The sequence below is a fragment of the Sporosarcina sp. Y352 genome (assembly GCF_056786535.1).
This window is the reverse complement of the sequence record NZ_JBXCJE010000016.1, coordinates 37132-60226: the sequence shown is the minus strand read 5'-3', so window position 1 is coordinate 60226 and position 23095 is coordinate 37132. Positions and strand designations below refer to the sequence as shown.

20 protein-coding genes and 1 pseudogene are annotated in these 23095 nt (G+C 36.5%); 13 read left to right on the top strand and 8 right to left on the bottom strand.

The features are described 5' to 3' along the window. Positions 1-298: 298 nt before the first annotated feature. The 3 genes from gshAB to AC1TO6_RS18880 all read right to left on the bottom strand — a co-directional run bounded on the left by gshAB (position 299) and on the right by AC1TO6_RS18880 (position 4677). The gene (gene gshAB / locus AC1TO6_RS18890) at positions 299-2569 is read right to left on the bottom strand and encodes a bifunctional glutamate--cysteine ligase GshA/glutathione synthetase GshB (RefSeq protein WP_482103175.1); all 2271 of its coding nucleotides are present in this window, start codon (positions 2567-2569) and stop codon (positions 299-301) included. A 154-nt stretch (positions 2570-2723) separates the two neighbouring features. After that, a complete protein-coding gene (gene fghA, locus AC1TO6_RS18885; protein WP_482103174.1) occupies positions 2724-3557 on the bottom strand; it encodes an S-formylglutathione hydrolase in 834 nt (277 codons plus the stop codon). Positions 3558-3561: 4 nt separating this feature from the next. Continuing rightward, positions 3562-4677, bottom strand: coding sequence for an S-(hydroxymethyl)glutathione dehydrogenase/class III alcohol dehydrogenase (locus tag AC1TO6_RS18880; protein ID WP_482103173.1), 1116 nt, complete (start codon positions 4675-4677; stop codon positions 3562-3564). A gap of 121 nt (positions 4678-4798) precedes the next feature. Between AC1TO6_RS18880 and AC1TO6_RS18875 the strand changes: the two genes are divergently transcribed. From AC1TO6_RS18875 to AC1TO6_RS18840, 8 genes and pseudogenes are all read left to right on the top strand, one after another. Then, positions 4799-5161 (top strand): winged helix-turn-helix transcriptional regulator, encoded by a 363-nt coding sequence (locus AC1TO6_RS18875; RefSeq protein ID WP_482103172.1) that lies wholly within the window; start codon positions 4799-4801, stop codon positions 5159-5161. Positions 5162-5424: 263 nt separating this feature from the next. Further along, positions 5425-5772, top strand: a complete 348-nt coding sequence (locus AC1TO6_RS18870) for a DUF6568 family protein (RefSeq protein ID WP_482103171.1) — start codon at positions 5425-5427, stop codon at positions 5770-5772. A 732-nt stretch (positions 5773-6504) separates the two neighbouring features. Beyond that, positions 6505-6618, top strand: a pseudogene (locus tag AC1TO6_RS18865) (zinc-binding dehydrogenase); the annotation flags it as partial. A gap of 42 nt (positions 6619-6660) precedes the next feature. Beyond that, on the top strand, positions 6661-7242 hold the full coding sequence (gene gfa / locus AC1TO6_RS18860) for an S-(hydroxymethyl)glutathione synthase (RefSeq protein WP_482103170.1): 582 nt from the start codon (positions 6661-6663) through the stop codon (positions 7240-7242). Positions 7243-8113: 871 nt separating this feature from the next. Beyond that, positions 8114-8311 (top strand): hypothetical protein, encoded by a 198-nt coding sequence (locus tag AC1TO6_RS18855; RefSeq protein ID WP_482103169.1) that lies wholly within the window; start codon positions 8114-8116, stop codon positions 8309-8311. Positions 8312-8753: 442 nt separating this feature from the next. Beyond that, positions 8754-9200, top strand: coding sequence for a hypothetical protein (locus AC1TO6_RS18850; RefSeq protein WP_482103168.1), 447 nt, complete (start codon positions 8754-8756; stop codon positions 9198-9200). Position 9201: 1 nt separating this feature from the next. Next, complete coding sequence (locus AC1TO6_RS18845) at positions 9202-9435, top strand: helix-turn-helix transcriptional regulator (protein ID WP_482103167.1); 234 nt, start codon at positions 9202-9204, stop codon at positions 9433-9435. 36 nt (positions 9436-9471) lie between these two features. Next, positions 9472-10206: a DUF4386 domain-containing protein gene (locus AC1TO6_RS18840; protein WP_482103166.1), complete on the top strand. Its 735-nt coding sequence runs from the start codon at positions 9472-9474 to the stop codon at positions 10204-10206. Positions 10207-10564: 358 nt separating this feature from the next. Here the strand turns inward: AC1TO6_RS18840 and uvsE (AC1TO6_RS18835) are convergent, their stop codons facing one another. From uvsE (AC1TO6_RS18835) to AC1TO6_RS18825, 3 genes are all read right to left on the bottom strand, one after another. Then, the gene (gene uvsE, locus AC1TO6_RS18835; protein ID WP_482103165.1) at positions 10565-11530 is read right to left on the bottom strand and encodes a UV DNA damage repair endonuclease UvsE; all 966 of its coding nucleotides are present in this window, start codon (positions 11528-11530) and stop codon (positions 10565-10567) included. Positions 11531-11571: 41 nt separating this feature from the next. Further along, positions 11572-12525 (bottom strand): UV DNA damage repair endonuclease UvsE, encoded by a 954-nt coding sequence (gene uvsE / locus AC1TO6_RS18830; protein ID WP_482103164.1) that lies wholly within the window; start codon positions 12523-12525, stop codon positions 11572-11574. A 668-nt stretch (positions 12526-13193) separates the two neighbouring features. Next, positions 13194-13574, bottom strand: coding sequence for a YmaF family protein (locus AC1TO6_RS18825; RefSeq protein WP_482103163.1), 381 nt, complete (start codon positions 13572-13574; stop codon positions 13194-13196). Positions 13575-13999: 425 nt separating this feature from the next. On the opposite strand from AC1TO6_RS18825, the gene AC1TO6_RS18820 reads away from it, so the two are divergent. Next, the gene (locus AC1TO6_RS18820) at positions 14000-14203 is read left to right on the top strand and encodes a hypothetical protein (protein ID WP_482103162.1); all 204 of its coding nucleotides are present in this window, start codon (positions 14000-14002) and stop codon (positions 14201-14203) included. Positions 14204-14481: 278 nt separating this feature from the next. Here AC1TO6_RS18820 and AC1TO6_RS18815 read toward each other — a convergent pair whose 3' ends face one another. Then, entirely contained in the window at positions 14482-15897 is a 1416-nt protein-coding gene (locus tag AC1TO6_RS18815) for a PQQ-dependent sugar dehydrogenase (RefSeq protein ID WP_482103161.1), read from the bottom strand. Between the two features lie 426 nt (positions 15898-16323). On the opposite strand from AC1TO6_RS18815, the gene AC1TO6_RS18810 reads away from it, so the two are divergent. The 3 genes from AC1TO6_RS18810 to AC1TO6_RS18800 all read left to right on the top strand — a co-directional run bounded on the left by AC1TO6_RS18810 (position 16324) and on the right by AC1TO6_RS18800 (position 17689). Beyond that, positions 16324-16815, top strand: coding sequence for a DUF2975 domain-containing protein (locus tag AC1TO6_RS18810; RefSeq protein ID WP_482103160.1), 492 nt, complete (start codon positions 16324-16326; stop codon positions 16813-16815). A gap of 15 nt (positions 16816-16830) precedes the next feature. Then, complete coding sequence (locus tag AC1TO6_RS18805; protein ID WP_482103159.1) at positions 16831-17052, top strand: helix-turn-helix domain-containing protein; 222 nt, start codon at positions 16831-16833, stop codon at positions 17050-17052. Positions 17053-17167: 115 nt separating this feature from the next. Further along, a complete protein-coding gene (locus AC1TO6_RS18800; protein ID WP_482103158.1) occupies positions 17168-17689 on the top strand; it encodes a hypothetical protein in 522 nt (173 codons plus the stop codon). A gap of 629 nt (positions 17690-18318) precedes the next feature. On the opposite strand, the gene AC1TO6_RS18795 is transcribed toward AC1TO6_RS18800, so the two are convergent. Further along, complete coding sequence (locus AC1TO6_RS18795; protein ID WP_482103157.1) at positions 18319-19959, bottom strand: hypothetical protein; 1641 nt, start codon at positions 19957-19959, stop codon at positions 18319-18321. A gap of 1309 nt (positions 19960-21268) precedes the next feature. On the opposite strand from AC1TO6_RS18795, the gene AC1TO6_RS18790 reads away from it, so the two are divergent. After that, complete coding sequence (locus AC1TO6_RS18790) at positions 21269-22990, top strand: sulfate adenylyltransferase (RefSeq protein WP_482103156.1); 1722 nt, start codon at positions 21269-21271, stop codon at positions 22988-22990. Positions 22991-23095: the final 105 nt, after the last annotated feature.

Below are 23095 nucleotides of genomic sequence, written 5' to 3'. Positions count from 1 at the left end.
AAAACAGACCAAGCAAAAGGATATTTTAGAATTAACGACGGTATAATACTTGTTTAAGAATTTAATATATTGTAATTTGAATATTAAAAGAGGATTAAAGTAAAATCATTCTTTTACTTAGCGAGGTAGAGCAATTTATCTCGTTTTTATAAAAAATACAAAAAGGAAGACCTTTTCTTGGTAGAATTAAGTCACCACAATCAATCCTAGAAAAGAGGTCTTCCCTTTGACTCAGTTTACAACAGCTAAACGTTGTAAATTTGCGTTCTGCCTATGGTGCCTCTAAATTGATTAACTTTTATTCCTGACTTTGTAGTAGTTCAGGGAATAAATAATGTAATATATCCATAGTCAGACGTTGCGAATTCCCTTTATACGGATATATATGCATATACATGGATGGATTAAAGTTCGCTTCTAAAATCCCATAAGCATTTTTATCAGCGGCGGGAGCTTCTTTATTTTCAATAATCAAATCGATGCCACTAATTTTAGCTCCAAGTGCCGATACCGCATCCACTGCAATCTTTTTATAATCATCAGAAATTTGATCTGTTACATCAATCGAGTCTCCACCTGTACTGACATTAGAGTTTTCACGCAAATAGATGATTTCATCAATTTTTGGAATCGAATCCAATCCATATCCTTGACCTTTAAGCATAAGTTGCTCCAATTCACCTAATTGAATACTTTCTAAAGGCGTCCTATGGTCTCTTCCTCTTAACGGATCACGGTTCTTTTCAATGACTAACTCTTCGATTGTATGTTTACCATCACCTTTAATATTCGCAGGAACTCGTGACAAAATAGCATACACTTTATCATTTAATACAAAAAATCTATATTCTGTTCCATTAAGAAACTCTTCGACTAATACAGAAGAATCTTCTTTAAATGCGAGTGTGATTGCTTTTAGATAATCTTCGTAATTTGCCCCTTCTTTAAAAATTGATATTCCCAATCCAAAGTTAGTTGTTTTAGGCTTCACAACGAAAGGTTTAGAAGAAAACAAATCGTAAGAACGTAAAGCATGATCTATGTCATTATATTCTTCACCATTCGGCACTCGGAATCCGTGTTGATGAAGAATCTTCTTTGTGACTGTTTTATTTTCCATAATTAAAGTAGATACATAGCTATCTTTACTTGTCATATTCCCGTTTTTTACAAATTCAACATGATCTTTAAATTGAAGCTTTAAAAACTGATCTTGCCTATCTAAGATTTCTACCTGGATTCCTTGCTGAATAGCATCGAACATTAAAATCTGAGTGGACAACTCCATGTCAGTAAAACCTGTTAATTGATATGGTTTATCCCATGACTTTTCATAATTTTCTTTAGCAATACTCGTAGCCACTTGACCTTGACTATCCTTTTTACTATCTTTATACAGTCTTCCAGCTAAAGTCTTACTTGGGTCCATTAATATTTCCCTTAGACTAACAAATAATGTATCTGAAACAGTCAAATCCAGGATTTCTACTAGGTGTTCCATCTCATCAATAATGTTTTTAGCATCTACTTCAAATTGTGTATGCTCTAATGGATGTTCAAGCGCCACTAAATCATTGTAAAATTTACCCGCTTTTACCCACTCATCACTATGAATACCTTCATCTTTCCAAAGTAAATAAATTAAAAAAAGATGTAGGAATTCTGCTTGTTCATAGCTAATTCCATTCTTTTCAAAAGGGTTAATATCTATATTTCTTAATTCAATATATCTGACACCCTGACCTTCTAAATCTGAAGCATGTTGCCCACCTCTTAAACGGACAGCTGAATAAAATTCTTTTTCTTCTACTAGTAGTCCTCTTTGAACCATCAAAGAGATATCTGATATATAATTTTGCAAACTACTATATGAAACTTGAACATCATTGTGATTGGTATAACCATATTTACTGTTTCTAATACTTCTTACTGCTACATTCAAAGAATCTTCATCGAAAAAGTTCTTTTCACTACTAGGAGATGCGCCATATAAATAAGTTATTAACCATTGATAGTGTAAATAATTTCTTGTGGTTTTAAGATAAATCTCGGTTTTAAAATGTTGATAATCTTTTATCTCCGATTGTAAGTTAAATAACGCTTGGATTAACTCGTTTCCGAATTCAAAGTTGAAATGAATACCACTAATCATTTGTTTACGACGGCCATACGATTTGGATAACGATTGACGATATCTAACATTTTCGGAATTGTTCAGTTTTGCAATTACAATATCTTCTTCTTTTTCTGGTAACGCAGGCGGCATGCTTAATGGCCAAAGCATTTCATTATCATCCATAGAACGATAAACAACGTCATGGATAGCTGTTAAGTAATTAAACAGTTCATCTAGCGTCTCAGTAACAGGTGTGACTAATTCCATCTGTGTTTCGGAAAAGTCACGCTTGATAAAGGGGTGCTCATCTCTTGTAGAAATAGATTTAGGATGATCTGTTTTAGATAAATTTCCTGATAAGTCAACTCGTTGACTTTCTTTTTCAATCCCATAACGGGCTTTTAATAAGTATGGTTTAACACGGTCATTCTCTAACATTTTTTTAATATCCATATTAGCGATACCTCGCAATTCACTTGTTTTTAAAATTATTACTTGTTATTTAGATTGTAAACTGTGAAATATGACGAAATACAGTAATGGAAAATACCCACATTTAGTTGCAATGGGGATATTTTCCATTCTATATTTTATTGTGAAAGGGGAATTAGCTTAAGTGTTTCATATGAAAAGCGAAATGATCATCTAAGAAAGTAGCAATGAAGAAATAGCTATGATCATAACCTTCAATTTTCTTGTAATCTACTTCTTGGTTACTTTCTCGGGCATTTTCTAAGAAAGTGGTTTCTTCCAATTGTTCTGGATAAAACGTATCTGCAGTTCCTTGTGAAATGAGAATAGGTGGCATGCCAGTTTCTTTGATGAGTTCTGAAGCATCCCAATCTTTCCAAGCTGTTTTATCTTCGCCTAAATAAGAGGAGAATGCTTTTATTCCCCATGGGACTTGACTAGGACTTAAAATAGGAGAAAAAGCAGAAATTGCTTTGAATCTCGCAGCATTTTTCATCCCAATTACTAAAGCACCATGCCCTCCCATTGAGTGGCCCATTATGCTTTCTTTTCCTGAAAAATGAGGGACTAAAGTGGACGCGATACCTGATAATTCATCTGTAATATACGTATACATTTTATAATTCTTTGCCCATGGATTTTGTGTAGCATTTAAATAAAAACCTGCACCTTGTCCAAGGTCCCATGCTTCATCATTAGCAACATTTTCTCCACGTGGTGAAGTGTCTGGAATAATGACAGCGACTTGATATCTTTCAGCTAATCTTTGAAAGCCACTTTTTTGGCTGAAATTATCATCTGTACAAGTTAAGCCAGAAAGCCACCAAATTAGAGAGATCTTTTTCTTTTCTATATTTGATGGTAAGTAGATACTAAATGTCATATCACATTGCAAGGACTCAGAATAATGATTGTACTTATATTGTTCTCCATTGAAAGTACAATGTTGTTCAATTAGTTTAAGACTCATTATTTCACTCTCCATATGTTAATATTGTGCGAATTGACTTGCCTTTACTAAGTAAATCAAATGCCTCATTGATATCTATAAAGTCTAATTGATGTGTAATAAACGAATCTAAATCGATTTTACCATTCATAAAGTCTTCTATCATTCCTGGTAGTTCAGTTCTTCCTTTAACTCCACCAAAGGCTGACCCTTTCCATACTCGACCCGTAACTAATTGGAATGGGCGAGTCTGAATCACTTTCCCTCCAGCAGCTACACCGATAATAATACTTTCTCCCCAACCTTTATGACAAGATTCTAGAGCAGATCTCATTACTTCTACATTTCCAATACACTCGAAGCTATAATCTACTCCTCCATCCGTCATTTCAACTATGACTTCTTGGGTTGGTTTATCAAATTTAGAGGGATTAATAAAATCAGTAGCCCCCATTTTTTTAGCTAATTCAAACTTATCTTCATTTAAGTCTACCACAATAATTCGACTTGCTTTTGCTTGAACCAATCCTTGAATAACAGCTAAACCAATAGCTCCTAAACCAAATACGGCTGCAACAGCTCCTGCTTCAACTTTTGCAGTGTTGTGTACAGCACCAATCCCTGTGGTAACACCGCATCCAAATAGACAAACTTTATCAAGAGGTACGTCTTGCTCAACTTTCACTAATGAGATTTCAGAAACCACTGTATATTCGCTAAATGTGCTTGTTCCCATGTAATGATAAATGGGTTCTCCGTTATAAGAGAAACGAGTCGTTCCGTCAGGCATTAAACCTTTACCTTGAGTTTCTCGTATGGCGCTACATAAGTTAGTTTTACCAGAAAGACAGAATTTACATTCCCCACACTCAGGTGTATATAGTGGAATAACATGGTCCCCTGGTTTTACTGAAGTAACTCCATCACCGACAGAGATAACAACACCCCCACCTTCGTGACCTAGTACGGCTGGAAATACGCCTTCCGGATCATCACCTGATAATGTGTAAGCATCTGTATGACAGACTGAAGTGTACAAAATCTTTACTAATACCTCTTTTGCTTTTGGTTCTTCTACGTCTATTTCTACAATTGTAAGTGGTTCTCCTGGTTTAAACGCAACAGCTGCTCTACTTTTCATATGAATACCTTCTTTCTTTTTATCTACCTCTACATTGTTCATGATTACATATTATTGAACATCATACAATACTGACATATTTGTCAGTATGTAGTATGATTAACATAGGAAGTGAAAATGTATGACAATTCATTATAAAGAGAAAACTTTTTTCAATGGAAAAGACTTGGCGTTATCAGTTATAGGCGGACGCTGGAAAATAGCAATTATATGGTGTTTGCTTCAACAGTCTCCATTAAGGTTAAGCGAAATGCAAATAAAACTCCCCCAAGTCAATCAACGCATGTTAATTAGACAACTAAGGGAATTGGAAGATGATAAAATAATTAATAGAACTGTATACCCTGTTGTACCTCCTAAAGTTGAGTATCAACTAAGCGTAATCGGTCTTCGACTAGAACCCGTTGTAACCTCCATCTGTGATTGGGGAGATGATTTTGCAGAACAATTGGAAGGAAACACTGGTAAAATATCAGTTGACTAACAAACTGCACAAATAATTCCGATAATTACATACAAACACTATCCTAAATTGCACCATTAAATGCAACAAACGTTCGCAATTGTGGAAGAAGCACTGTGCATGTATCGGGCCAATGAAATAAATTCTTGTGAAATCAGTAAGCCTTTTTAAACTGTGAACTCTATTTTTATAAAACTCGATATTCAGACACGTAAGCATAATTTATTTGAATATTCACAAATTGTGGTATAATAATTACATAAGAAAAAGGAGATTGAGCGATTATGACTACTTATGAAGAAAATGTAGAAGGTTTTGATAAAATTGATTCCGCAAAAGCACAGGACTTGGTTAAAGGAGAAACCGAAGCCGTAATCTATATTGGCAAGGCTGTATGTCCTTATTGTCAAATATTCGTTAAAAAACTTAGAAAAGTTGCTGAGGAAACTGATACTCATATTTATTATATCAATAGTGTAGAAGAATCTAATATGGAAGGTATTACTGCCTTCCGTAAAAAATACGACATACCTACAGTTCCAGGCTTCATCTTTACTAATGGTGACAAAATAAACGTGAAATGCGATTCATCAATGCCAGAAGAAGAAATCAAAGCTTTTATGAATAAATAATTCAATTCCAAACACTGATCTTCAGCAATCGGGCTCAGTTGTGGGTGCGAAATGTTCCTGGCTTAAATGAAATGTGGTTACACAATTTCGGTAAAGGCCAGGCATTTTTAGGTTTCCTAAAACGGAGGGATTATGTCGAGGAGTCGGGTGAGTTGGTAACGCTCTGGAAGGCTCTCCATGCGTCGAGTAGCACGCTATTCAGTAAGGGGAAACCTGTTTTATAGGCTCGGCTAATAGGCACGAGAATTTACCGTAACAGTTCGATTGATGAAAGCATACTTGATGGGGTGTGTAAATCATGGTGCTTGGTTTGAACAGATATGGTGAGAGTGCAATGTGAAATACAAGAATATACTGTATTTCTGCAGAACTTTTGAATGTACGGTTCTAGAAGTGCGTTATATAGAAATGTATTTACTACCAAATGTGGGGTTAGCTATGGATGAGTAAGAATCCGCAATATGAAAATCCATCTTGTGTTACAGGCGCATGCATTGCTAACAGGCTCAAAGGAAGCACCTAAGCTTGTTATTCATATAAAGTTCCATACCTTTATGATCAATCAAATTATTCAATTTCTTTCTCAATACTTAATTTAAAATAGATAGTGACAAATTTGTCAGTATTAACTTATTATTCAAAATACAGTACAATAGGTTTACAAGGAAGAAGGGGGAAATATGAAAAGTAAAGCAGCGTAACACTTGGACCGAATGGACCACTCAAAATTGTTTACTTGGTTGTGGAATATCTACTGGTATCTGAGCTGTTAAAAACACTGCGAAAGTCGAAGAAGAAGCTGTAACTGCAGTATTTAGGTTAGGCGCATTTGGTTTAGCTGAAATTTAGAGATTAAAAAATAATGAATATACTCAAGGGGGAATTTATATGGTTACCACTAAATTACATTCAAGATTAGATAACGGGATTTATGATTATCCAGAAGTAAAAGACTTTGCTGGAGGTACATTAAAGTGTCTTTGTGAATCAAATAAAGTAGAAGTCAAGGTAGATTCACAAACAATGCACAACCATGCTTGTGGTTGTTCTAAGTGTTGGAAACCAGAAGGTGCAACTTTTTCTTTAGTAGCTGTAGTGTCTCGTGAAAAAGTTAACGTCATTAGTAACGGTGATAAGTTAGGGATAGTTGATGAAACCGCTGCAATTCAAAGACATTTCTGTAAAGAATGTAACGCACATTTATTTGGTCGTATAGAAAACAAAGACCATGCATTTTACGGGTTAGATTTTGTTCATACAGAATTATCAGAGGATAAAGGATGGTCGGCACCACAATTCGCAGCATTTGTTTCGTCTGTAATCGAAACAGGTACACCGGCTTCAAAAATGGCTGATATCAGAAAAGAGTTAAATAATCTTGGATTACCTACCTATGATGTCCTATCACCTGAGTTAATGGATTTAATTGCTGCTAAAACTGCTGAACTGAATAGCGTATTGCAGAAATAAAAGTTATATTTTAATGTAGTAATTAAGAAATATTAGACTAGTTAAATGGACCTTCTTTTTTATAAACTAGCGGTTGTTGATTAATCGTAAAATCGTTAGTTTATAAAAATTATTGTCGTCAAGAGTCTTTTAAAAGTCTAGTTTCGCTTCAATCTCACACATTTAAAAAATCTAGAGATTGAAAAGATATACAAAAGCACTTACTCTATTTCAGAGTAAGTGCTTTTGTATATTGATTATTTAGAGTGTGGGTCTAAACCAACAAGTAACGTATTGTGGCTCAGGTTCGATAGAGTGTATGCAATCATTGCACTATTCGTCGTTCACATGTCTACATATTTATATGAAACCGCTCTTAATATCTGGAATAATAGGCATTACAAAGGAAATGTGAAAGAGTAATTTAATGCTAGATAGACAATTGAATACAGAAGCATTCGATAAAAGACGTTTCAACGAAATTTATGCTATGTTGCAAGGTCTTCAATAGAAGGAACAGATCTCATCGTAAGAGATGGCGAACATAGCAATTATAATAATTTTTAAAAATAGACAACAATTAGAAATAGAAAATGCGGTAAAAGTTATGCATGAGTGGGGAAGTGCCAGTGAAGTTTTCCCTGAATGAACTTGTTTTCTGTTTAATATGGATTAATATTAAAAGGCAGGATATGGTTTATATGGAGTGTGCTTTTTTAGTAATTTAAATGTTAAGTATATTGGGATATTATTCATTGCGAAATATTTCACTAATATTACGTATTCGTAACCATGAATCATGCTATTCTTCTAATAGGAACATTATTGTTTTTAACATACTATGGTTGGTTAGCCATTGACAATTAATTTCCGCTAGAAAGCTCATTTAATTATGGGCGCTCTTTTATTATATCGAATTACGACAGTTACAATCATTTCCATTCACGCTATGATTAGTGTGGGGATAGGTGATCAAATGGGATATAACTTTGGAATGCAAGGTAAATCTTCTCAACAACAAGCGATTGTAAGGAAACGTGAACGAGAAGAAGAACTAAAAAAAGGAATGAATAAGACAAAACGAAATTAGTTGTAAAGCTATTGAACGAGCAGGACAATACGATGTAGTTACTTTCTCAAAAGGGTCTCAACTTTTAAGTTTTTCAGAAGGCTTATCGCTCACCCCGCGGAACGCGTGCTCCTGTATCGGAAATCAGTAGTATTATAGGACAGAACCTATTCATCAAATTACTTGGAACACTGGAATTATGAAACAGAAAATTTTATACTTATTTTTTTGAAAAAAGCATTGCTGTCTCTTAGCATTGCTTTTTTGATGCTATGAAGGTCAGAAAATCGTTTATGTCTGAGTTCGTTCTTAAGTTTACCTAACCAGTTGGACCTTCATTTGTACTTACTGACTATTCATTTAATCAATTTCATCTCATGTATAGTCAACCTTACATAATGTTTAACATACAATACAATATGTACAACAGCGCTTACTCAATTTTACAAGGGGGTATGTAAGCATGACCTATCAAGAAAAGAAAAGCATCGTCTCGTTAATCAGCGCTATTTTCATTTTTATAACCTTCTGCTTGTATATGTATCCACAGTATCCAGAAGGGGGGCTAGACTCTTCCGAAACCTTACGCTATTGGGGTTCATTCATACTCATTTTAACTGTGGTCTCTGTAGTAGCTCACATCGTAATCAGTATTATTTTTAACATTTTGTTTAGAATTACAACAAGAGAAAAAGAACCAGCTTTCTCAGATGAATTAGATAAACTAATTGACTTGAAAGCAAACCGAAACTCCTTCTTTGTATTTATCATTGGTTTTGTAATTGCAATGGGATCGTTAATTATTGAGCCTTGGTCACAGATGATGTTTATTATTCTCATTGCTTCAGGATTCATCTCAGATGTGGTTGGCTCTTTATCGAAGCTATATTACTATCGGAAAGGTGTCTAATATGGGTAAAAGTCTTGTCGGCAATCACATCCGAAAATTACGGTTTAACCATGATGAAATGACCCAGCAGCAATTAGCTGACAAGGCAGGTGTTACAAGACAAACTATCGTGGCTCTCGAAAAAGGAAACTACTCGCCATCACTAGAATTGGCCTTTCGTATTTCCTTAGCCTTTAACTTACCATTGGAGGAGGTTTTCTTTTACGGGGACGTCCCAAGCTTGAAGAAAAAATAATCATTTATTATGAGTTTTAGAAAAGGGGGATAAAGTATGAATCCAAATCAGAAAGTAGCAAAAATTGTGGGGGTCCTGTTTTTATTAGCAGCACTTTCGGCGGTAATTGGTCTTTTATTGTACGATCCAATCCTAAATGGTTCCAATTACTTGATTGAAGGTTCTGCTCATGCCAATCAGGTGACACTAGGAGCACTTTTGGAGTTAATTCTTGTTGTATCAGTGGTGGGGACGGCTACGACAATGTTTCCGATTTTAAGAAAGTACAATGAAACTATAGCTCTTTGGCATGTTTACTTCAGATTTCTTGAAGCGGTTATAATTACTGTAGGTATAATTAGCGTATTGTCTCTATTGACCTTAAGCCAGAACTTTGTAGCAGAGGGAGCCGCGAATCCTGCTACTTACCATGCTTCAGGAATACTATTAAAAGCGATACATGACTGGACGTTTATGCTTGGACCACTATTCATGTTAGGCATCAACACAATTATGTATAGTTATATATTTTATAAATCAAAGCTTGTACCCAGACCTTTATCTATTTTGGGTATGGTAGGAGCAGTGATGGTATTCATTAATGCTTTGTTAGTCCTGTTCGGAGTAGTTGAACAAATTTCTGCTTGGGGTATTTTAGCGCTTCCAATAGCAGCATTTGAAATGATATTAGCTGTATGGCTCCTAGTTAAGGGGTTCAATGAATCTGCACTTTCTTCCTTATCTAAACTAGCAAACGACAAGAGATTAGCTCAGACAGATCGACTGCATTAATACAAAAAAAGAGTACTAGATCATAACATCGTCACAATCCAGTACGCTTTCACTTCAGCTATTCTATTGAAAGTATGAAGGAACACGGACTAGTTCCTGACGGTTGGCAAGTCCATGATGAAATCCCTTTGGATCAAAGTGGTACCAATGATATAGAAAACTTAGTTCTGCCGTGCTCCTGCCGCCCCTGGATCCGATGACTACGGGGTAGGCTGAACGCGGTTGGTATCTTGGTCCTTACAAAGTGCAACTGTTCGACACCGGCGGCAACGCAGGACCCACAGCTTGGGGGGCTGAACCCAAGGTGAATCCTGAGAAGTTATCCATTAGTTGTACAATCCTTTTGGAGGCTTTTCTTTTACTTTAAGGAGAAAGAAGAACCATCAATAATTTCAACGTCTTTCCTTGCTTTTACTTCATACATTAATTTGAAAAGCGCCTCATCTTTCTTCTTAGCCTCAATCATGCAGTCAATTTGTGGAATACTCCCCTTTATTATATTAAGGAATCTAAAAAACATATCGATGTCTACATAATCTGAATGATGGCGAAAATCTTTATCACTCTTTGGGCTTGATATATGCATTTTTATTGGGAGAGGAGAATGGCTCCATGTCTGCACAACTCTATTCCAACTGTTTTCCCAATTTGCATCTTGATGATGGGCCAAATGATGATGATAATCGAAAACTAGAGGTATATCTAGTTTTTCACATAAGTAAAGTGTATCTTCTAACGTAAAAGAAGTATCATCATTTTCAAGCATGATCATATTTTGAATTCTTTTCGGGACGTCCATCCAATTATCAACAAAACGTTCAAGCGAAAGTTCGGTATCCTTATAATTACCTCCAACATGCATGACACAGCGATGAGTTGGGTCAATCCCCATCGCCTTCAATAATAAGTAATGTAGCTTTAAAGTACTTATTGAATTTTTCAATATATGCTTTTCTTTAGAATTAATCAGAACAAAGTGATCTGGATGAAAATCAACTCTGATCTTATGTTTTTTTGTGAAATCTCCAATCTCACGGAGCGGTTCTTTTAATGGCTTTATATAATTCCAGTCAAGAAGTTCCTCGTGGTTTGCTAAAGGAATAAGGCGAGAGGTAAGCCGATAAAAATGAATATCAGACGCTGCATTATGTTTTAACAATCTCAGTGTGTTGTGCAAATTCGACAGTGCAATACGTTCTAATTTACGGATGGCAGCTTCTTTATCATCGATTTTTTGGAATTGGGTAAAAGTCATTGTTTGCGACGGGGATGCATTTTTAAGTTCCGAACTCATTGCGACATAACCAAGACGTACAATCGTCAATTATTCCACCTCGTCCGTTTTATATACTCTATTCTCCACGGTTACCATTCCACAGATGAACCTGTAATACGTTTGACTCCCCGAATTGCAGTTATTTCATCGACAAGTCTATGCATAGCAAGATTCTTTTGTTTTGCTTCTATCATTATGTCAAAGTCCTGATTAAGCTCCTTTGCCATCTTTAAGAAGGGTAGGGCAAAGTCTATAGAAACAAAATCAGCATGGGAACGATAGGCTTGATCAGATTTTGGTGAAGAAATGTGGACTTTGGGTACAATTGTAGTGTTATTCCAAGTCTTAAATATACGGTGTAAGTAAAGAAGGAGGTCGCACTCTCCGGTATTTGCCATAAAGTGATGATAATCAAGTACCATTGGAATGTTTTCCTTTTCACAAGTAATGAGTGTTTCCCGAATGTCATACGTTTTATCATCATTTTCTAGCGTCATAAGCTTTTTAATCTTTTTTGGCAATTTTTTGAGATTTTGATGGAAACGGTTTAATGAGCGATCTTTATCCCCATAGGCTCCGCCAATATGAATATTAATTAATCCCGTATCGAGAGCATTCATTGCATTGAGCATTTTATAATGATATTCCATGTCTTTTACTGCATTCGTTGTGACTTCTTCTCTTTCGCTTGTGAAAAGTGTAAATTGATTTGGGTGAAAGCTTACTCTGAGCTTAAAATGTTGAACTAAATTTCCGATTTCTTCCCATTCTTTTTTGAATGGAGTTAAGAAATCCCACATTACTTCCGGATGGGTTGCTAAAGGGACAAGTGAGCTTGAAAATCGGTATAATTCTATTTCATGCGCGATATTATAATGCAAAATTCTTTTCGTGTGCTGTAAATTTTGAGCGGTTACCGATTTCAGTTTTTCCATTCTCTCGTTTTTAGGAAGCGCTGAATACCGTGTAAAAGTTAAAGTTTTTGATGGGCTTGCATCCCATAAGCCAAGTGCATTTGCTACATATCCGAACCGGATTTTCATTTACTTTACCCCTTCATTCAATACTCTGAGGTTGAAATCTATTCTAAAAGAAAAAACTTGTATAAAGCATATTATCTGCATAAATTCATAATGCATACACAAGTTGAAAATGGAAACACGCCATATTTAAAGAAGGGGTTCCAGATTTGGGTAATTTTTTTACTTAGCGAAGCGAGATAGGAGATAATATTCAAGAGCTTGTTCATACATCCGGCGGAAGCGATTTTATGACTTTTATATAGGGTTGCTTTTTTATTATATAAATTGAGTTATTTATACGATAGGAGCGGTAAACATGTATAAGATAATGATTGTAGAAAATAAGGGATTTTGATTTTTGGTTAGAAAACGCCAAATAAATAAGTGCTCAGTGAGCGATTATTTAATTGCAGCAAACAATTCGGGTGCAACTAACATTTGATTGAACTGCCGATCAACAGCATGATCATGTAAATGAGGTTGATCAAACCAATTACTAATTTATCACTTTACATAATTCTTTAAAATTCATTAAATATCCTTTATTAATACAATGTTAAAGAGGATTGCAATTACTCTGAAAATGAAAAAATAAACGCACCCCATTGAAAAGTAATAACCCCTTGGAGGACCAAGGGGTAAGTTTTATAATTAAATATTTCATATAAATTGTGAATCAAAAAACGCCATTATAAACTTGTTCTTCCGCTATAACCGTGTCTATGAGGATTAGCACCATTTATAGTAGTAAAACCGCTAAACTCATGATAATGACCGCCGTTAGGAAGGGGAATAGCTGGACTGGTAACTCCACGAATCTCATGTCGATGTTGATCATCGACTGATGTAAAAGTAAAGTATCTATGAGTGTGTGGTACACCACTTGGAGCTGGTTCGGTAGTTCCGGCATATCTGTGATTATGTCCTACATCAAAAGAAGTGACGCCTCTAAATTCGTGGACATGAGCAGGAACGGGTCTTCCATCCCATTGAGTAATAAAAAGCTGATGGGAATGCATAGGGTCAGAATCGTCTGAATGATACATGAACCCGGAAACTGGTATTTCCAATAGTATAACTCCTTTTTGCTTTTTCAATACTATATGTATTGGAGGGAAAAAGGTTTCAAACTATGTCGATAAAGAGGTTTGTTTGTAAAAATACGCCACACCTTTTGATTTATCATATCAGTGTGAAACTGCACCCAAGATATACAATCTTTAGGGGGAATTACCCTCATTTCAGTTGTTTTATTTACGACATATACAAAAAAACATTCCATCTTCTATTAGTAGATACATCTTTGGAAGAACACTTAATTTATCTAGGTGTTTTTCTATGTACTACGATATTCGGATAATTCATCTTCAACTAACAGGGTTTAATCCAAACGAATTAACGTTGAAGTTTAGCAATGTTTAGTATAGGCGTATGTACGGACTGTCACTACTTACTTCGCATAACCTAAAATGAGATCAAAAGGAGGGGAAAAATAATGACACGATTTGATTACGATCGACATGACAGAGACGATGATGACTACGAGTATGACGGTTATGGGAGACGCCGCAGAAGACGACGTCCACGATTTCAATACCCAATTTATCCAATCTATCCAATCTACCCAATCTACCCACCATACCCACCATACCCACCCTACTATCGCTATCCATACTACAACCGTCCTTATGGCTATTAATAAAGATGCCTACTCTCTAAAAATATGATTTGGTAATTTCATTCTTAAACAATACTGTGTGAAAAAAAAGGGATTGCTTCAATCTCAAAATACATGATTTTATCCTTCCTATACTATACAAATATTTGGGATGAGATCATGGTGTTTGGCTTTTTATATACTTGGAAAAACATATCTTACAGGGAGCCTGATTGCTCCCTTGTTTAATTTATATTTCAATTCAATTAAATCTAAGAAAGAGATTTATCGGGTATTTAGTCGAATTTCGTAGTTATGGATCATGGGACAATTTCAAAAACAGTACCTTTGTTAAAATCAGTCACATTCATAGAGCCATAAACACCTAAATATAGTCTAGTTTGATCCAGATTCGATCCTAAACTAACATAATAAGATGATTCAGATCCGAAATTATAATCGGTTTGAATCACACTAAAATCATTTGGTTTACTATCTGTTCTTACCCTAGAATAAGCTAAAACCCCTCTACCTGGAGATTGAGATTCCTCATCCCGGGCAAGATCGGTAAACACAACGCTTCCCGTTAAATCAGGGATTCCATTCCCCATATAGGCTTGCACACCTGTAAGTGCAGTTCCTCCAAACTTATCGGTTCGAGGGTCTTTATGAAAATAACTAGTTAAAGGCTGTAGACGACTCGATGAAGTTTTTACTGCTTCATTGTAATAAGCGGTTGTTTTCTCATCCAAAGTCGGATTTGCAGCGCAGCCCCTAATAATCGAAGTAGGAAATGCACCTTCCCACCCTCGCCAGCCAAAGTTAATAAATCCTTCATGGTCAGGTTCAGATCTCATTAAGGAAGTTTGGATAAGTTGAGTAACCGGTATTGGTTTATAGTGAATGAATGAAAAAATCGACTCTACCAAATCCTGTCCAACATTACCCACGTATTTGATATACTGATTATAAAACCTTTGAAATGATATACCTGGTATATTCCGAACACCTTTGGCGATTACTGTAAGTGTTTCCTGAATTGGGACGGGCAATTCATTAAAACGTGTGACTACGGGTGGATTATAGATAAATGTATTCTTAACTACATCAATTTCGATTATTTTCCCAGCTATCTCCATATCGTTCTGACTTAAATTAAATGGATCATAGCCTGATCCACCATCTCCAGTTGTTAAAACAAGTTTTCCTGATTCAGGTGAGAAGTTTAAGCTATTGACACCATTATGATTTAAAAATGGTCTTCTTAAGTTTAGTAATGTTCGTCGTTTTTGAGGTTGACCATTCGATTGTAAAATCCATTCTTCAACCGTGTCAATATGATCATAGCGAGTTTCTCTATTTATCCACCTTAGGTTTAAAGTTTCTGGATCACACGGGTTAGGCTCAAAAGAATCAGGAAGCGCGCCAGGTCCTTGTGTTCCAGCTACTGAATAATGAAGATAAAACAGACCATTATAATAAAAATCAGGATGAAAGGCTAGACCCAGCAATCCCCGTTCATCATATCCACTACCAGAAGCACCTAGTTTTATGATTCGAGAGCGAATATCTAAAAAAATTCTAATAACTCCGTTGCCTATGTAAAAGATCTCTCCAACCTGGGTTGCAATAAATAAACTTTCGATTGATTCACCTGGAAGTATAGTTGTTTTCAAAACGGTGGGTAAATTGATATTATTTACAATGGGTCGTAAACGAACCTTAACTTTTATCAACTAAACATACACTCCTTCAAGTTGTTATCTTTTATAAGAATATGATTTGAACTGTTATGTTAGTACCAAATTAGGGCCGGGGAATCTGACAAGGCATAGCAATAATTTCCGAACCAACGTCGGAGGAATCCAGGGTAGGGAACTTAGGGGATGACTCATTCATTTTCTTGAAATGTAAACAACATACGATATCGACAATTATTGCTGCAATAACACCTGTTCCAGAAAATATGAAAAGGTCGGGCATATGCTTACAATTGAATAGTTTAAAGTTAGAAGCATTTCATTGTAATGGAAATGTTTTTTTATTTTTAGGAAATAAAAATCGTAACAACAATAAAGTAGTGGGATTGAATAAAAGTTTATTGTAAAACGATATATTATGTGCTAATATAAAAGTAACAATAAATATGTGAGGTGCTTTTTATGAAACGAGGATCAACACTTTTTTTGAAGTTAGCTGTTATTCTTATGGGAATTCCTGTTCTTGCTTTATGTCTGTTTTTGTTGCCCCAAATAGCGAGTGAGGCAAATGAAGCAGCAGAAAGAGGTTCGGATTTAGCTTTTGTAGTATATGGTCTTTTAATGATTATGTATGTTTCAGCAATCCCATTTTACTTCGCTTTGTTCCAATCTTTTAACCTTTTAAGCTACATTGACAAGAACCAAGCTTTCTCGAATTTATCTGTAGGAGCTCTAAAGAAAATCAAAAACTGTGCCATCATAATCAGTGGCTTGTACTTGGTAGCTCTGCCTTTCGTTTATATCATGGCGGAGGTGGACGACGCACCAGGTCTAATAATAGTCGGAATGATCCCTATTTTTGCTTCCATGGTGGTTGCCTTCTTTGCTGCAGTTCTTCAAAGGCTTTTAAAAGAAGCCATAGATATAAAAGAGGAAAATGATTTAATAGTCTGAGTTGAGGTGAATAATATGGCAATTATAATCAATATTGACGTGATGCTTGCTAAACGAAAAATGAGTGTGACGGAACTTTCGGAGAGGGTCGGAATCACGATGGCGAATATTTCGATCTTGAAAAATGGTAAGGCAAAAGCGGTTCGATTATCTACTTTAGAGGCGATTTGTAAGGCTTTAGAATGTCAGCCTGGGGATCTTTTAGAATACAAAAGTAACGAGGACGCTCAAGGATGATCATTGATTAAACGGGTGCTAAACCACCTATTTAAAAAGATAAAAGGTGAGGATTATAATCAGGAAAAAACAGATTTACATCCTTTTAACTGATACAGGGACGACTTTAAATAGGATGATTAAGTCCTATACTAAAAAAACGTATAATCACGCTTCAATTGCCTTTGATGCGGAATTAATTGAGGTATATAGTTTTGGAAGAAAAACAGCTAAAAACCCTTTCATTGGAGGATTCGTTAAAGAAGATATTCATTCCGTCATATTCAAACAAGCCAATTGTGCAATCTATTCTTTAACCGTAACAAATGATGAATTTCATAGGATGTCTCAATATATCAAAGAAATTGCAGCCAAAAAGGAACACTACCGTTATAATTTTATTGGATTATTTGGTGTAATGTTTAAAAAGCCGATAATAAGAAAGAATGCTTTCTTCTGTTCTCAGTTTGTGGCTACTGTCCTAAAGGAAAGTAAGGCCATTGACTTTGAAAAAGATCTTTCTCTGATTGAACCAAGTGAATTGCCTCATTCGGCAAATTTCCAATTGATTTTTGAAGGTAAATTGAAAGGTTATCAAAACGTAGTGATAAGGGAAGGTATCCATGTTCGTTATCCAGTAGTTCCAATTGAAATGTGATTCTGTATCTTTAGACTCAACCTCAATAATGACGCTACCTGATTTGTATTCGACATAAAAATAGACATTCTAACAACTTTCGAGGAAATTAATTCATTATAAATTACGTGGCGAGGCTATGGGTGGTATGATGTAACCTCGTCATAGATAATGGAAAAAGCGTCACTCCAATCATTTGGAGGACGCTTTTTTTGTGTGCTATAGCGTGCAAGTTCCGAAGAAATAAGGGGTAGCTTAACGCAAGGAAGTCCGCGTCTACATAGAATCTGAAGGAAGCGAGCTGCAAATTTTGGGTTTGAGGAACGCCAACGTCGATTCCAGTATTTTTAAAAATATCAAAAGAGCTTTAGCAGAACGAAGATCATTTACTTCGTAGCAACTTGGGAGGAGAATTTTTCCGGTTTTATATCTTCTTCTCATTTTTGGAAAATTAGGCTTTCTTTATTTAATGGTAGAGTGTTAGTGAGAGATTTATAAATATCCTATACCAAATAAAACCCTTGAAAACTCCTAACAGAGTTCCCAAGGGCCAAAATTTTTATCGATATTAAATTCTCAAGATCAACCGTAAATCATATGGTTCAGGAGAGGATTCATATGACTTCCCTCTAAATAATGTATTTGCTATTTTACTTATTTAGTGAACTAAATAATGAATTGTAAGCTGTAACAACTTGTTGGTAATAACCGACTAAGTTCTCCCAAACCGTTTTTTGAACTGCTTCTTTAACAGGTTCTTCTGGAGCATCGTCGCCAACAGCGAGTTCTTCTGCTGCATCTTCAGCAGGCGCATCCGTAGCGTCATCGCTATCAGCAGGAACTTCTACTGCATCTTCAGTAGGCGCATCCGTAGCGTCGTCGCTATCAGAAGGAACTTCTACTACATCTTCAGTAGGCGCATCCGTAGCGTCGTCGCTATCAGAAGGAACTTCTACTACATCTTCAGTAGGTGCATCCGTAGCGTCATCGCTATCAGCGGGAACTTCTACTACATCTTCAGTAGGCACATCCGCCGTGTCGTTGCCAACGGCAGGAACTTCTGCAGTATCGTCGCCATCAACAGGAACTTCAGTTAGATCCTCAGCAGGCATGTCTGCTACAGTACCTTCTTCATCTGGTAAGATCATACCAAGATGATCTTGGATCAGAAAATCGTAGTAATCAATTAAACTTCCATAATTTTGTATGACAGATCTATATTCATTTACTTGCTCTTCTGTTACAATACTGCTATCGATAGATTGGTCAGTTGACGTAGTATCTTCATTGATATTATCGTCAGCTGGCTTTTCTGTTTCATCAGTTTCATTCGCAGACTCATCTTCACCAGCAGGCTCCTCTGCAGGTTCTTCGTCAACCACAGTTTCCTCCGCAGCATCGTCTTCAATTTTAGGTTCCTCCGTAGCATCGTCTTCAACCACAGGTACCTCCGTAGTTTCGTCTTGAACTACAGGTTCCTCCGTAGCATCGTCTTCAACCACAGGTACATCGGTAGTTTCGTCTTCAATTACAGGTTCCTCCGTAGCATCGTCTTCAACCACAGGTAAATCCGTAGTTTCGTCTTCAATTACAGGTGTATCTGTTGCACCGTCTTCATCAACAGGTACATCGGTAGTTTCGTCTTCAATTACAGGTGTATCTGTTACACCGTCTTCATCAACAGGTACATCGGTAGTTTCGTCTTCAATTACAGGTTCCTCCGTAGCATCGTCTTCAACCACAGGTACATCGGTAGTTTCGTCTTCAATTACAGGTTCCTCCGTAGCATCGTCTTCATCCACAGGTACATCCGTAGTTTCGTCTTCAATCACAGGTGTATCAGTAGCATCGTCTTCATCCACAGGTACATCCGTAGGTTCGTCTTCAATTACAGGTGCATCTGTTGCATCGTCTTCATCCCCAGGTACATCGGTAGTTTCGTCTTCAATTACAGGCTCATTCGTTGCTTCATCTTCATCAACAGGTACATCCGTTACTTCGTCATCATCCAAAGCATCATCCGAATCATCTTCATTCGGTGCCTTTTCCTGCAAATTTTTATTTGCAATGGTACGCATTATTTTTCCTTTTTCAGGTGATCCTGGAATGCTTGTTGCAAAAGATGAAACCTCTGCACCGTGATTTTTAAACTCTTTTTCCTCACCATTTTCAGCTGCAAAAGCTGAGCCACCTGCTCCGAAAATAGCAGCTGTTATCATTGAGGTTGACATTACAAACGGCAAAATCTTCTTGTTCGTGTTCTTCTCTTTTTGATTAGTTTCTTTAACCAAGACTCATCAAACTCCCTTTTTTTGAATTTTTTTAATCTCGACTACTAAATAAGAAATTGAAATAACACTCATTCTATTAAGCCGTTATGTACATCTACCTCCTTAACATGCAGAGCCTAAAACCAGGGTCAGTTTTTTACATATTCGTTATGTAGCTTTTCAATCGAATAATAAAGCAGTGCCCCATCTGCTTGTTACCTACAATAACAAATGAAAATAACAAGAGTGTAACGGTCGAGTAACAAGTTTCCATGGAAATATTAACCTTTGTCACAATTAAAAAACACACCAAGAGTCCCGACTTTTAATTGGGAAATGACTAAAAGGAGGGCCTATTCTAGTAGATTCGCCGTGTTAATACAGTTTATTCCTTTTGGGAAATGCAATATCAAAGTGCTGTCCAAACGTATCACGTTACTTTTTGGACATCTATCTTGAACGGTCTAAACGATCTAACGTTATTCAATTTTAAATATTACATTCGTAAATATTGAGAAGTTTGCTACCTATAAAAAATATGAATGAACGACTCTACGACAAGTTCAGTTCTACAAAACGATGCATCTGATGCGGCAATGTCTCCGTCGGCATAATGTAATAGGAACTCCAGACCCTTGAATTATCAAAGGTTAGAGCCATGCATCATCAATAGGTAGTCGTTGAATTAATCATAGGTGCTAAAAATCACTCTGAATATTAATGCCTCACAACAATTCATTGAATTGTTGTGAGGCATTTTTCGAATACATCAGTTAGTTGTCCGTATACTTCATCCAAAAGTTTTTTAATGAGTGTCATAAGTGAGAACCGATTCATAAATGAAAATTAATTATCATTCCGATTGGTCGATAGAAGGCATTAAATGGTGAAGGTGCAGCCCAAATCGTGTATGACACGGAATGTCGAGACGCCAAGGTGGATAAGATGAACCATTGAGTCCGGTCCATCAAGGTCGTCGACAAGTGATTATTAATGGAAAACAAGGCGGCAATTCAACTTGTACATCTTCGGGCACTTACACTCTTATAGAAGCTCATTTATTCTTTCATTCAAAACAACTGCATTTGAAACTATTGAGAAGCCATTTTTGTATTTTATTCTTGTGGAATTTAATGGTCTCAATACTATAACTCTTTCCTAAGACTCCCTATGCTGTTTTTTCCATTTATGAGAAAAGTAAAAGAATATTTAAATATTTAGGAGATTTGACTATTCTAATTCCAAATAGAATGATAATATTCAGAATAGGCACATTTTTTCATTATATTAATTTGCTGAATTAAAACATTTTTAAAGAGGAGGAAATGAGATGTTGAATATTACAGAGAAAAGCAAATTTTCCGGATATCCACAGCAGCCCCATGGAGGAAGTTTGGTAGACAAAGTGGTAACTGGTATAGCGTTAGAAGAGGATTTGGTTAAAGCAAAGCAGCTACCAACTATTATGGTGGATATGGAAGCAGTCATTACGCTTGAAATGATTGCGACGGGCGTCTTGTCTCCTAATGAGGGTTTTATGAAAGAAATTGACTATAATTCCGTTCTTACGAAAGGGCGGTTAGATAATGGGTTAATTTGGCCGGCACCTTTGAGTTTTGCTCCAACTGGTAATCGTAACAAAGAAGTGGTCCAGTCACTTTCGATTGGGGATGAAGTAACACTTGCTGATGAAAACAAAGAGCCTGTTGCTATTCTCATAATAGAGGATATTTTTGAGTACGATAAAGAATATCGTGCTTCTCATCTCTTTGGCACGACAGACCGTGATCACCCAGGTGTGGATGCGATTTATAGGCGGATGGGTGACGTCGCGTTAGGGGGACCCATCAGATTATTGCGCCGTGCTGATTGGGGACCATTTGAGAAACTTCGTTTGGAGCCAAAAGATACATGGCATGATTTTTATGAAGTAAAGAAATTTCGTTCGGCAGCAGGATTTATCACGGGTGCCAACCCTTTACACAGAGGCCATGAATATATTCATAAGAACGCCTTAGAAGAAATAGATGGCTTGCTTCTTCAACCGTTAGTTGAAATGGCTAAACGAGAGTATACACGCCATGAGTTTCGTATGCTGTCTTATCGAAGTGTACTAGATACGTATTATCCAAAAGGTCGATCAATTCTAGCTCCCCTTAGAGTGACTTACATTTTTGCAGGACCACGGGAAACTGTGTTACATGCTTTAATTATGAAGAATTATGGTTGTACTCATGCACTAATTGGTCGGGATCATGCGGGAATAGGTGATTATTACGACAAGTATGCCAGCCATAGTATATTTGATGAGTTTGATCCAGCAGAGCTAGGAATAGATATTCGGCTTTATCATGAAGTCTTTTACTGTACACGTTGTGATAGTCCTGCCACTGGCCAGTCTTGTCCACACGACGAACGCTATCGGATAAACATCTCGGGCACAGGTATTAGAGAAATGCTCCGTCATGGAATTATGCCGCCAAAAGAAATTGTAAGACCTGAATCTGCGCGAATTGCCTTGCAGGGAATTCAGCCTAAAGGACTTGATGATAGTGAAAATGCCATATCACCCGTAGGAAAAACAATTAAAAGCATGTTCCCTTTCTATTTAGATAGAACAAGGCTTGGTGGACGTAAACGCGTTGCCCCTTTAACAGAAGGAGAATTGACCAATCTGGATTTAGAAGAGGTTAACCTGGATGTCCGTGCCAATGCGGATCGAATTTATCGAGAAGTTTACGAAGAGTATAGTAGTGTTGGCGACACGAATCGTAGTTTACAATCAGAATGGGTAGCAGATGCTCGTGATGCATTACACTTACAACAGCAAATGGTAATTCAGGATCTGGAAGAGAAAGTTGAACAAGCTCCAATTGCTGCTTCCGATGAATTCATGTACCAAGACAAGGAAGAGTCTAAACTAGAACTTGAAGTAGCTAAAAAGATTCTTGCAGACCTTCCAAAGGTACTGCGTTCAGATAATCTAAAGTATCGTAATTGGAACCACTTACCCTATAATCGTTATCGTGGTAGCGATGATCCAAATGAATAATAGTTAAAGGATTTGTAATACATCCGCCAATTGGGTTTCCAATTGGCGGATGTTTATGTTTGACCTTTAATTGGCCGTATTGTGAATCAAGGCATGTTTACTCTA